General features: G+C 72.1%; 9 protein-coding genes. 4 read left to right on the top strand and 5 right to left on the bottom strand.

The features are described from left to right. Positions 1 to 239 precede the first annotated feature (239 nt). Positions 240 to 830, top strand: coding sequence for an isochorismatase family protein (locus ACFWM7_RS28640; protein WP_383265831.1), 591 nt, complete (start codon positions 240 to 242; stop codon positions 828 to 830). 30 nt (positions 831 to 860) lie between these two features. Here the strand turns inward: ACFWM7_RS28640 and ACFWM7_RS28635 are convergent, their stop codons facing one another. After that, the gene (locus tag ACFWM7_RS28635; protein WP_383265828.1) at positions 861 to 1289 is read right to left on the bottom strand and encodes a hypothetical protein; all 429 of its coding nucleotides are present in this window, start codon (positions 1287 to 1289) and stop codon (positions 861 to 863) included. Between the two features lie 124 nt (positions 1290 to 1413). Next, on the bottom strand, positions 1414 to 3816 hold the full coding sequence (locus tag ACFWM7_RS28630; RefSeq protein ID WP_383265825.1) for an immune inhibitor A domain-containing protein: 2403 nt from the start codon (positions 3814 to 3816) through the stop codon (positions 1414 to 1416). A gap of 427 nt (positions 3817 to 4243) precedes the next feature. Here ACFWM7_RS28630 and ACFWM7_RS28625 point away from each other — a divergent pair, with 427 nt between their 5' ends. After that, positions 4244 to 4585, top strand: a complete 342-nt coding sequence (locus tag ACFWM7_RS28625) for a hypothetical protein (RefSeq protein WP_383265822.1) — start codon at positions 4244 to 4246, stop codon at positions 4583 to 4585. A gap of 8 nt (positions 4586 to 4593) precedes the next feature. Here the strand turns inward: ACFWM7_RS28625 and ACFWM7_RS28620 are convergent, their stop codons facing one another. After that, positions 4594 to 5262 (bottom strand): RDD family protein, encoded by a 669-nt coding sequence (locus ACFWM7_RS28620; protein ID WP_383265820.1) that lies wholly within the window; start codon positions 5260 to 5262, stop codon positions 4594 to 4596. 152 nt (positions 5263 to 5414) lie between these two features. Next, entirely contained in the window at positions 5415 to 7097 is a 1683-nt protein-coding gene (locus tag ACFWM7_RS28615) for an RDD family protein (RefSeq protein WP_383265818.1), read from the bottom strand. Between the two features lie 270 nt (positions 7098 to 7367). Here ACFWM7_RS28615 and ACFWM7_RS28610 point away from each other — a divergent pair, with 270 nt between their 5' ends. Beyond that, the gene (locus ACFWM7_RS28610; RefSeq protein WP_383265815.1) at positions 7368 to 7850 is read left to right on the top strand and encodes an SsgA family sporulation/cell division regulator; all 483 of its coding nucleotides are present in this window, start codon (positions 7368 to 7370) and stop codon (positions 7848 to 7850) included. Between the two features lie 22 nt (positions 7851 to 7872). Here the strand turns inward: ACFWM7_RS28610 and ACFWM7_RS28605 are convergent, their stop codons facing one another. Continuing rightward, a complete protein-coding gene (locus ACFWM7_RS28605; RefSeq protein ID WP_383265813.1) occupies positions 7873 to 9240 on the bottom strand; it encodes an FAD-binding oxidoreductase in 1368 nt (455 codons plus the stop codon). Positions 9241 to 9338: 98 nt separating this feature from the next. On the opposite strand from ACFWM7_RS28605, the gene ACFWM7_RS28600 reads away from it, so the two are divergent. Continuing rightward, the gene (locus ACFWM7_RS28600; protein WP_383265810.1) at positions 9339 to 11030 is read left to right on the top strand and encodes a tetratricopeptide repeat protein; all 1692 of its coding nucleotides are present in this window, start codon (positions 9339 to 9341) and stop codon (positions 11028 to 11030) included. Positions 11031 to 11094: the final 64 nt, after the last annotated feature.

Here is an 11094-nt window from a genome sequence, read left to right as displayed (position 1 = left end):
CCTGAGAACGGCTCGGGGCGGCCCGCGGGGGCCGCCCCGGCGTCCGGACCGGCCGGATCCGGAACCGGTGGTTTGGCGGACGGGCTTGATTGTGACGGTCCAGTGCCTAGGCTCGAACCCGCGGACCCACCCGGAAACCCCGGCATCCCCCTCCGCTCGGCGCCATCCCGCTCCGGCCCCACGAGCTCGCACCCCGCCCCCGCCCCACCCGCTCCCGCCCCCACCGAAGGACACCCGCCATGCACCGCGCATTGATCGTCGTGGACGTTCAGAACGACTTCTGCGAGGGCGGCAGCCTCGCGGTGGCGGGCGGTGCCGATGTCGCCGCCGCCATCACCGACCTGATCGGCGACGCCCAGCCCGGCTACCGCCACGTCGTGGCCACCCGCGACCACCACATCGACCCGGGCGACCACTTCTCGCCGAACCCGGACTTCGAGCACTCCTGGCCGGTGCACTGTGTCGCCGGTACGGAGGGCGTCGGCTTCCACCCGAACTTCGCGCCCGCCGTCGCCTCCGGCGCGATCGACACGGTGTTCGATAAGGGGGCGTATTCGGCCGCGTACAGCGGGTTCGAGGGCTCCGACGAGAACGGGACCGGCCTCGCCCAGTGGCTGCGCGACCGCGAGGTCACCGAGGTCGACGTGGTCGGCATCGCCACCGACCACTGCGTACGGGCCACCGCCTTGGACGCGGCCCGTGAGGGCTTCGTCACCCACGTGCTGCTCGACCTGACCGCGGGCGTCTCCGGGGCGACCACGGAACGGGCCCTGACGGAGCTGCGCACGGCGGGCGTGAAGCTCTCCGGCACACCCGTCGTCGCGTCGTAGCCCAGCCTCTCCGGCCGGTCCGCCTGAGCCCTACGCGGCCGGGCGGGCCGGTCCGGCGTACCCGGACGGGCCCAGCAGGGCCCGGATCGGGTGCCACAGTTCCTGGCAGGACGACACCGGCTGGGACGCCTGAAGCCCCAGGCCCAGCGGCCGGACGCCGGCCGCGTCCGCCTGCGGGGCGGCCCGCCACAGCAGCCCGTCCGGGTGGTGCAGCACCGCCGTGACCTCGTCCGGCGTCGGCGGCCGGTCGTTGCCGCGCAGGTAGACCGCCCGCAGCCCCAGATTGCGCAGCCTGGTCAGGGCGCGCGCCCGGTTCGCCGCGTGCACCAGCACCCGTACCGGGGCTCCGGGCCCGGCTCCCGTACCGCCGCAGGATCCCGTGCCGTCGGCCGGTCTGGTGAGGGTCAGGGCGACCACCACCGTGCCGTTCGGCAACCTGCAGAAACCTCCGCCTGCCATGTTCCGCGCTCCCCCGTGAGACGTCGTGTCAATAAGGATGTGAACAAGACGCACCTAAACACGATCGGCCGCCGCCCGCTAGAGGGCGACGGCCGATCACGCTGTGACCTGCGGTTTTACTTGATCAGCGGCCCGAGGGGCTGACCAGCACGCTCATCGTCCGGCCGTCGAGCGGCTCGTGGACGATGGAGATGCGGGTGTTCGTGTCAGAAACCTTGACACTGCCCGTGGGGTTCTCCTTGTACCAGTAGGTGCCCTTGCGGTCGTCGAAGACCGGGTTGCCCAGGCTCGGCTTGATGTACAGCGGCACGTCCGCGTTGTGGAGCGTGAAGCCCTTGTTCGGGTACCAGCTGAACGGCGCGTCGAACGGCTGGATCTTGTTGCGCAGGAGCGAGCCGTCCTTCCACTTGAGCGGCTTGGCGTGCGCGTCGATCGGCAGGATCAGACCCTGGCCCGGGTGGACGGAGGTGTTGTTGTCCTTCTGGGAGGTGTCCCAGAGCCAGACCAGCAGACCGTTCTGGTACGCGTAGTGCTCGACCCAGTCCGGACGGGTGCCGGAGAAGCCGAAGTTGTACGGGCCGACCTTCAACGTCTCGTCGTAGGAGACGTACTGGCGGTTCTCCGCGATGTAGTACTGCGGGTAGTCCTGGGTGAAGGACTCGCCGATCCGCGAGAAGCCCTTGGCGGTCCAGCCGTTGTCGTCGCCCTCGGCGTTGTCCGCGAACAGCTCGGCACCGTCGGCCGTGATGGTGATGGAGTCGGCCGCGAAGCCCTTGCCGCCCGCGCCGCCGTCCGTCTGGTAGCGGAAGCGGAGATCGACCTTCTTGCCCGCGTAGGCGTCCAGGGAGAAGGACAGCTTCTTGTACGCGCCGGAGACGTCGGTCAGGGCCGGCTTGTCACTGGCGTCGCGCGGGATGGCCTTGCCGTCGGCGGTGCCGTCGAGCGCGGTCCAGCTGGTGCCGCCGTTGTCGGACACCTCGGTGTAGAGGTAGTCGTAGTCGGCCTCGATGTCGTACCAGCCCGAAAGGTCCAGCGTGGCCTTGGACTTGCCGGTCAGGTCGACCGAGCGGGTCAGGGTGTTCGACAGGTCGTCGCCCATGTCGCTCCACCACTGCTTCGCACCCTCGGCGGGCTTGGTGACGGTGGTGGTGACGGCCTTCTTCGGCAGCTCGACGACGAGCGCCTGCGGGTTCTTGGTGTTGTACTCCGAGACACCCAGCTTGTGCAGCGAGGTCTTGCCGGCCTTGGCCTTGTCGTAGTCGAGCCAGCCGAGCTGGAGCTTGTCCCACGAGGTCATGTCGCCGGGCAGGTTGCCGATCTCGCCCTTGCCGGTGCCGAGCCAGGAGCCCGCCGACATCAGGGACCAGAAGCCGACCGAGTTCTCGCCGCCGCCGGAGGTGTCGTACAGGTCCGGCAGACCGAGGTCGTGGGCGTACTCGTGGGCGAAGACGCCCAGGCCGCCGTTCTCGGGCTGGACGGTGTAGTCGCCGACCCAGATGCCCGTGTCGCCGATCTGCGCGCCACCGGCCTTGTTGTCCGCGGGTCCGGTCGCACCGGCGTTGGTGCCGTACGCGTACCAGCGGTGCGCCCAGATGGCGTTCTCGCCCTCGGCGCCGCCGCCGGCCGACTCGTCCTCACCGGCGTGGACCAGCTGGAAGTGGTCGATGTAGCCGTCGGGCTCGTTGAAGTTGCCGTCGCCGTCGAAGTCGTAGCGGTCCCACTCGTCGTACTCGGCGAGGTCGGCCTTGATCTCGGCGTCGGTACGGCCCTTGGCCTGCTGGTCGGCGACCCAGGCGTTCACGCCGTCGCGGACCGCGTCCCACACGTTGGCGCAGTTGGACTGGCCGCAGTAGTTGGAGCCGTAACGGGCTTCGTTGTACGGGACCTTGACCCAGTCGGAGACCTCGCCCTCGACCGAGTATCGGCCCGAGGAGGTCTTCTCGTAGTAGGTCTTGAGCGAGTGGACGCCCTTGCCCTCGCCGAAGTAGAGCTCCTGGAAGTGCTCCTGGTTGTAGTCGGACTTCCAGGCGGTGCTGTTGTCCTTCTTCGGGTCCGGCTTGGCGATCTTGTTGTGCGCCGGTCCGGGGGTGCCGCCGAACTTCTTGACGGGCGGCTTGGGGCCGTCGCCGTCCGGGTCGAACATCGTGGTGTCGTCGACCTGGTCGCCGAACTCCAGCAGGATGGTGAAGATCTTGTCGGTCTTCTCCCGGCCGAGCTCCACGTACTTCTTGTCGCCGAGCTTGACGACCTTGGAGCCGCTCCGGTTCGCCACCTTCTTGTCCCCGGCCAGCACCTGCTCCAGCGCGGCCTTGCGCTGGGCGGCCTGCTGCTCGCTGAAGGGGCCCTCCAGGTTGTGCTCCACATGCCCCTTGGCCGGCGCCGGGTCACGGCGGTCGACGGTGGAGACACCGGAACCTGATGAGCTGTCATGCGCCTGGGCGGTGGCGAAGGTCGACGCCGTCGCGGCGGTCGCAGCCATGGCCACGACAACGGCGGCGGTACGAAGCGCCCGTCTCTGATTGGTCACTTGAAGCAGTCCTCCCCGGGCGTCCGCGCTGCGGCCAGGGGGGTATGAAGCGGGCCGCGCGCGTAAACGCGTCACAAGTGACGACATTCGATCGGAGTTATGAGAGAAAAGACAGACCTTGACTTGAACAGACCAAGTGCACTATGCGGAGCGCTCTTCCGGTATACGGACGGTATGAGAAGGGCATGGGAACGGCAAAGGAACGGCGACCGGCCCGGATCCGTCCGGTCGGTCGCTCCAACAGGCGCGCTCCGCTGTCCGGTTGGTGAGAGCCGTGACTCCGTGCGCCCCCTGTGCACCGGTACCGTGCGTTAGGTCACGCTTACTACCGGTCCCGGTCGGGCATCCACCGTCGTAGGGTCGTTCGGCGTGCACGACCGCACCGAACGCCGCCCGCCCATCCGACGTCCCGAGGACGGAAACCGCCATGCCGCGTCCGACTGCCGCACAGTTCGCCTACGGTTCGGCCACCGTCGTCGCTACGACGCTCGCTCTGCTGCTGCTGTTCCGCACGGAGTCCGGCGTGGGGGTGGCCGCCGTCGGCACGACCGCGCTGGCCCTCGGCCTGCTGGTCGCCCTGCGCCTGCCGCTCCCCCGCCACCGGACGGCGGCGGAAGGGGCCGGGCGAACGGCGACCGACCGGACCTCCTCCGCCGCCGCCCGGACCCACCACGCCCTGGAGAGCATCGGGGCGCGCGAGCGGGTCACGGCGGGCCGTCCGTCGGCGCGTTCGTCGACGCGGGCGGACGAGCACTCACTGCGCCGCTAGCCGCATCGCTAGCGGGCGACCACGACGACCGTCTTGGCCGCCTTGTCCTGCAACCCCTGCCGGTAGGGCTTGTCGGTGAACATCAGCACGATGTTGATCAGCCACCACAGGCACGGGCAGCACAGCAGCGCCGGGGCCCACAGCACGACCGCCCGCATCAGCGCGGCCCCGGTGTCGGGCACCCGCCCGTCGTTGAGCATCGCGACGCGCAGCTTCAGCAGCCGCTTGCCCAGCGTGCGGCCGTCCTTGTGGGTGAAGTAGGTGTCGTAGGCGACGTAGACCACCAGGCCGATGATCGACCAGAGCAGTTGGTGCCCGCTGTACCCGCCGGCGACCGCGTCGCCGAACCCGTCGTCGCCGTCCCCGTTGACGTCGACCGCGCCGCCCCAGGGCAGCGAGATCAGATACAGCGGGATCGAGATGATGAGGAAGTCGATGAGCCGCGCCAGGATCCGCTTCCCCGGCTCGGCGAGCGGCGGCATCCCGGCCAGCGGATCGGGCGCACCGAACCCGCCGCCGCTGCCGTACGGGTCGTTCGGCGGGGGCGGGGGCGGAGGAGGCGGCGGCGCACTGCCGTACGGCTGACCGTCGGACGGCGGCGGGGGCTCCTGCGGCTTCTTGAGGAACGGATCGTCGTCCTCGGGCGGCTGGCCGGGCGTCGGCTGGTCGTTGCTCATGGGGGCAGTGCACCCCGCACCACCGGGGCCCGCAACGGCTCAGGTGCGTTCGGGGGACGCGGGGAGGCATACGAGTCCGGACCGGCATGTCGCCACCCGCCCGGCAGTTCTTCCGATAAGCGGGCGGGTGGCTCTCGGTCAGCCGGTCCCGCTCAGCCCGCCACGAACGTACGGGCCGCCTTGTCGTGCCAGCACTGGCGCCACGGGCGGTCGAACAGGCACCAGAGGACGTTGACCACACCGAGGACGAGCAGCCCCAGCACGCCGTAGACGAGCCAGCGGCGCAGGGCCGCGCCCAGGGAGGGGGCGTCATGGGACTCGATGTCCCGTACGTCGAGCCCGAACAGCTTCTTGCCCAGCGTCCGGCCCCACTTGGCCGTCGGCAGGGCCTCCAGGAGGAAGCCGAGGAGCAGGAACGCGGCGAGCAGCGCCCCCAGCAAGGCCCCGGTGGTGGAGTCCAGCAGCCAGACGGTGACGGTCTCCCCCGTCTCCTTCGCCGCGGTGATCTTCCGGTCGATGTGGTCGAGCGCTCGGGCCGACAGCGGGACGGCCACCGCCCCGACGATCGCGCCGAGCACGAGGCTGTCGACCAGCCGGGCGGCGAACCGCTTGCCGAGACCGGCGGGCCGGGCCGAGGCCTGGTTGCGGGCGAGCTGCTGGAAGGGGTCGTCGACCGGCGGCTTCCAGGGCACGACGGGCTGGTCCGCCCCGGCCCCCGCCGCCGGCCCCTGGTGCTGCTGCGGCTGCTGAACCTGGTGCTGCTGCTGCGGTTCGGGCTGGGCCAGTTGGTGGACCTGCTGCGCCCAGGAGGCCGAGCCGCCGCCGGGGCCGGGGGTCAGCGGCGTGTGCAGGGCGCCCGGCGGCCCGGGGGCGGGGGACGGCGTGGGTACGGGGGCGGCGGGGGCCTGGACCGGCCCCCGGCGTGCCTCCTGCGGGGCGGGAGCCGGAACGGGAGCAGCCGGGGCCGGTGCGGAGGCGGGGGCCGGTGCGGAGGCGGGGGCCGGTGCGGAAGTCAGCGGCTGTGCTGCTCGCTGCGGCAGCTGTGCTTGCTGGGACTGCTGAGGGTCCTGTGCTTGCTGGGGCAGGTGAGGGTTCTGTGCCTGCTGGGCCTGTGCCGGAAGCGTCCGGGGCGCCGGAGCCGGCGCGAGGCTGTTCTGCGCCGCGCCCACGTTCTGCGGCCCCGGCGGCGTACCGGTGTTCGACGGCGCCGGTCCTGGCGGTACGTCACCGGCCCCCGGTGCGTTCCCCCGTACCGCGTTCGACCGCGGCCCCACCGCGCGGATCGTGACCGTGCCGTCCGTCGGCGGACGCGTCCCGGCCTCCTCGGCGGGCCGGCCGCCGCCGCCCTCCCGCATCCCCGGCAGCGCCCCGCCGGTCGGGTCCTGGGACAGCGGCGCCCTCGGGTCGGCCTGCGGCGTCGGGCGTCCGGGGGCGGCGGGCTCCTGCGCCGGTCCACCCCACTCGACGCGGCGGTCCCGTTCGCCGCCGAAGCCGCTCTGGCGTGCGGTGTCCGCCTGCCAGACGGACGCGGCGTCGGCGGCGTCCGCGTGGCCCGCGACGGGTGCGCCCGAGCCGGGCGAGGCCCCCGGGCCGTCCTGGAGGCCGTCCTCCTCGTCGAAGAAGATCGGCCCGGTCTCCTCCACCGGGGCGGTCTGCGCACCGGCCGCCGGGGCGGAGGCGGTCGCGGTCGGTCCGGCCTGCCGGGGCGCGGGCCGGCTCGTGCCGGGAACCCACGAGGCGCCGTTCCAGTACCGGACGTAGCCGGGGATGGAGGGGTCGGGGTAGTAGCCCTCGCGGGGGCTTTCGTCACCGGGTGCCGGAGTTGGCGCGCTCATCAGCGGATCCCGTATCTCTTCGAGGCCTCAGGCCGTCCCCGCCGGGCGGGCGGACGGCCTCAATACAAGGGTCCACATCTATCAGACAGCCGCCCGCCCCCGGGCCGGTCCACCTGTTTGGGCCCCTTTCGGGACGGCTTTCGGGACAGCTTCCGCGATGGCCCGAAGTTTTTTCGAGAAGTCGCGTAATAGATGGCGGGGAGGGCGCTCTCTCCTTGTGCGGGACGGTCACGGGACCGGCCCATGAGCACCGGAAGGTCGTGCATTCCCATGATGAGCATCGTGGAACGTGAGCTGGAGCTGAAGCTGGTCCTGTCCCCCGAGCGGTCCATCCCGGTGCCCGCCCGGCTGACGTACCGGACGAACGACCCGTACGCCGTGCACATCGCCTTCCACATCGGCTCCGAGTCGCCCGTGCACTGGACGTTCGCCCGGGAGCTGCTGGTGGAGGGCGTGTTCCGGCCGTGCGGGCACGGGGACGTGCGGATCTGGCCGACGAAGGTCGCGGACCGCAGCGTGATCTGCGTGGCCCTCACCTCCCCCGACGGCAACGCCCTGCTGGAGGTCTCCTCGGCCGCCGTCGCCGCCTGGGTGGAGCGGACCCTGCGGGTGGTGCCGCCGGGCGCCGAGAGCGAGCGGCTCGGCATCGACGAGGCGCTGGCGGAGCTGCTGGCCCCGCTGCCGGCCGACGACCTGTGGCTGAGCGACCCGTGGTCGGCGGAGGAGTCGCCGTCCCAGGACGGTGAGGCGTGAGTGCCCCCGCGAGAAGCGGGGTTCAGAAGAGCTTGCCGGGGTTGAGGAGGCCGAGCGGGTCGAAAGCGGCCTTGATGGAGCGCTGGAGTTCGACGCCGGTCTCGCCCAGTTCGCGGGCGAGCCACTCCTTCTTGAGGACGCCGACGCCGTGTTCGCCGGTGATGGTTCCGCCGAGCTCCAGACCGAGCGCCATGATGGCGTCGAAGGATTCGCGGGCCCGGCGGGACTCGTCGGGGTCGTGGTGGTCGAAGCAGACGACGGGGTGGGTGTTGCCGTCGCCCGCGTGGGCGCAGACGCCGATCGTGAGGTCGTACTCCTCGGCGATGGCCGCCGTGCCCGCGAGCATCGCGCCGAGCCGGGAGCGCGGTACGCAGACGTCGTCGATCATCGTGGCGGGTTTGACGGTCTCCAGCGCGGTGAGGGACATGCGGCGGGCTTGGAGGAGGAGTTCGGACTCGGCGGGGTTGTCGGCGGGGACCACTTCGGTGGCCCCGGCGGCGGTGCACAGCTCACCGACGGCGGCGAGATCGGCGGACGGGTCGGGGGTGTCGAAGGCGCAGAGGAGGAGCGCCTCGGTGGTCTCGGGCAGGCCCATGGAGGCCATCGCGTTGACGGCATGCACCGTCGTACGGTCCATCAGTTCGAGGAGTGACGGGGTGTGACCGCGCTCCATGATCCGGCACACAGCGTCACAGGCGGTGGCCGCCGAGGGGAACTCGGCGGCGAGGACGAGCTGTTGCGGCGGCTGCGGTTTGAGCGCGAGGACGGCCTTGACGACGATCCCGAGGCTGCCCTCGGAGCCGACGAAGAGCCGGGTCAGGTCGTATCCGGCGACGCCCTTGGCGGTGCGGCGGCCGGTGGTCAGGAGCCGCCCGTCGGCGAGGACGACCTCCAGACCGAGGACGTATTCGGCGGTGACCCCGTACTTCACGCAGCACAGGCCGCCGGACGCGGTGCCGATGTTGCCGCCGATGGTGCACGTCTCCCAGCTGGAGGGGTCCGGCGGGTAGTACAGGCCGTGTTCGTTGACCGCGCGTGATAGCACCGCGTTGATGACGCCCGGTTCGACGACGGCGATCCGGTCGACCGGGCTGATCTCCAGGATCCGGTCCATCCGCACCAGGGAGAGCACGATGCAGCCGTCCGAGGCGTTGGCCGCGCCGGACAGGCCGGTACGGGCGCCCTGCGGGACGACCGGGACGCGCAGCGCGGTGGCGGTGCGCATGACGTGCTGGACCTGCTCGACCGTGCGCGGGAGCACGACGACGGCCGGGGTGCCGGCCTCGCAGAAGCTCGCCATGTCGTGGGCGTAGGACGCGGTGACGTCCGGATCGGTGATCAGCGCCTCGGGAGGCAGTCCCGCGCGCAGCCGTTCGAGGAGATCGCTCATGATCCAAGCGTGTCACCCGGGGCCAATGGTGTGAACCCGTGGGCGGGGGACGATCCCAAGGCGCGGTGTGCTCGTATGACTGACGCAGAGTGATGGCCATGGATGTCATGCCGCAGCAGGATCCGGAGTCCCGTCGGCCGCCCGAGCCGTCCCCCGAGGACCCTTACGTGCTGCCCGCCGAAGGCGCCACCGCCGTACCCCCGCCGCCGCCCACCTTGCGGACGACGCTGCGCCGGGCCGCGTTCGGCGCGGTGGCCGCCGGGGTGCTGCTGGCCGGGGCGCTGGTGGCGGTGGACGACGGGGAGGGCGACGGGCCGAAGGAGCCGGGGCCGGTCGAGCGGGCCGAGGCGGCGACGACCGCGGGCTCCCCGGCCTCGCTCTCGGACCTCACCGCGCTGATCGGGGACCGGCAGAAGTGGGTGGAGTCCCATCCGAAGGACGCCCCGTCCCTGGCGACGCTCGGCACGGCGTACGTGGAGTGGGCGCGGCGGTCGGCGGACACGGCGTACTACGCACGCGCCGAACAGGCCCTGAAGCGTTCGCTGGAGGCTCAGCCGGGCGAGCGCGGGAACGGGGAGGCGTGGGTGGGGCTCGCGGCCCTGGCCAACGCCCGGCACGACTTCCTCGCGGCGAAGCGGTGGGGCGAGACGGTGAAGAAGCAGCAGCCGAAGGCCTGGAGCGTGTACCCGGTCCTCATCGACGCGTACACCGGGCTCGGCGACCGGAAGGCGGCGACCGCGGCGACGGAGAAGTTCGGCGAGCTGCGCACGGGCGTCCCGGCGCTGGCCCGCACCGCCGACCTCTACCGGGGCCACGGCTGGCGCGAGGACGCGCTGGCCACCGCCCGGGAGGCGGCCGACCGGGCGACGCAGCCTGCCGAGAAGGCCGAGGCGCTGCACCGGCTCGGCGAGCTGGCCTGGGAGCGGGGCGAGCCGGAGGAGGCGGTGGCCCAGTTCGACGCGGCGCTGCGCACGGACGCCGGTCACCACGCGTCCCTGGCGGGCAAGGCCCGGGCCCTGGTGGCGCTGGAGCGCACCGACGAGGCGCTGGCCGCGTACCAGAGGGCGCTGGAGAAGCTGCCGCGCCCGCAGTACGCGTTGGAGCTGGGTGAGCTGTACGAGTCGCTGGGGCTGGACGGGGACGCCCGCACCCAGTACGCGAAGCTGCGGGGGATGGTGGCCGCGGCGAAGAAGGACGGGGTCGACGAGTCCCTGGTGCTGGCCCGGTTCGAGGCCGACCACGGGGATCCGGCGGCGGCGGTGGAGCTGCTGCGCGCCCAGTGGCGGGGGCAGCACCGGAGTGCGGCGGTGGCGGACGCGCTGGGCTGGGCGCTGCACCGGGCGGGGAAGACCGAGGAGGGGCTGGAGTACGCGCGGCGGGCCGCCGACACGGGCGTGCGGAACGCCTCGTACGCGTATCACCTGGGCGTGATCCAGCGGGAGCTGGCGGACTACGGTCCGGCGCGCCGGAATCTGGAGCAGGCCGTGCGCACCAACCCGGCTTTCTCGCCGCTCGCCGCGCCGCTGGCGCAGGAGGCCCTGGACGCGCTGGGCGAGCCGCCGCCGGGCGGACCGGGCGATATGCAGCCCCCGCCTCCGCCGCCCGCCCCCGAGCCGAAGCCGTCGAAGAAGCCGGAGCAGGCGAAGAAGCCCGAGGCCCCCGCCCTGGTTCCGTCCCGCACGGCCCCCGTGAAGTCCCCGCCGCCCTCCGCGTCGAAGGAGGCCGGGGAGGCGAAGAAGCCGGACGAGGCCGAGGCGGGCAGCGCGGCCCCGGCGGCGACGGGCACGTAGCGGAGCCCGTACAGCGGGAGGGGGAACGACGAACGCCGTCGTGGTCCGAGGTACTGCCTCGGAC

It is taken from the genome of Streptomyces sp. NPDC058375, from assembly GCF_042723425.1.
Lineage (GTDB): Bacteria > Actinomycetota > Actinomycetes > Streptomycetales > Streptomycetaceae > Streptomyces > Streptomyces durocortorensis.
The sequence above is the reverse complement of the archived record's forward strand: the minus strand, read 5'-3'. Positions and strand labels throughout refer to the sequence as shown.

Bases quoted from the DNA above. Each gene is read 5' to 3' on its own strand.
- ACFWM7_RS28635 (WP_383265828.1), bottom strand. From the start codon at position 1,289: ATGGCAGGCGGAGGTTTCTGCAGGTTGCCGAACGGCACGGTGGTGGTC.
- ACFWM7_RS28625 (WP_383265822.1), top strand. From the start codon at position 4,244: ATGCCGCGTCCGACTGCCGCACAGTTCGCCTACGGTTCGGCCACCGTC.
- ACFWM7_RS28600 (WP_383265810.1), top strand. From the start codon at position 9,339: ATGGATGTCATGCCGCAGCAGGATCCGGAGTCCCGTCGGCCGCCCGAG.
- ACFWM7_RS28605 (WP_383265813.1), bottom strand. From the start codon at position 9,240: ATGAGCGATCTCCTCGAACGGCTGCGCGCGGGACTGCCTCCCGAGGCG.
- ACFWM7_RS28640 (WP_383265831.1), top strand. From the start codon at position 240: ATGCACCGCGCATTGATCGTCGTGGACGTTCAGAACGACTTCTGCGAG.
- ACFWM7_RS28615 (WP_383265818.1), bottom strand. From the start codon at position 7,097: ATGAGCGCGCCAACTCCGGCACCCGGTGACGAAAGCCCCCGCGAGGGC.
- ACFWM7_RS28620 (WP_383265820.1), bottom strand. From the start codon at position 5,262: ATGAGCAACGACCAGCCGACGCCCGGCCAGCCGCCCGAGGACGACGAT.
- ACFWM7_RS28610 (WP_383265815.1), top strand. From the start codon at position 7,368: ATGATGAGCATCGTGGAACGTGAGCTGGAGCTGAAGCTGGTCCTGTCC.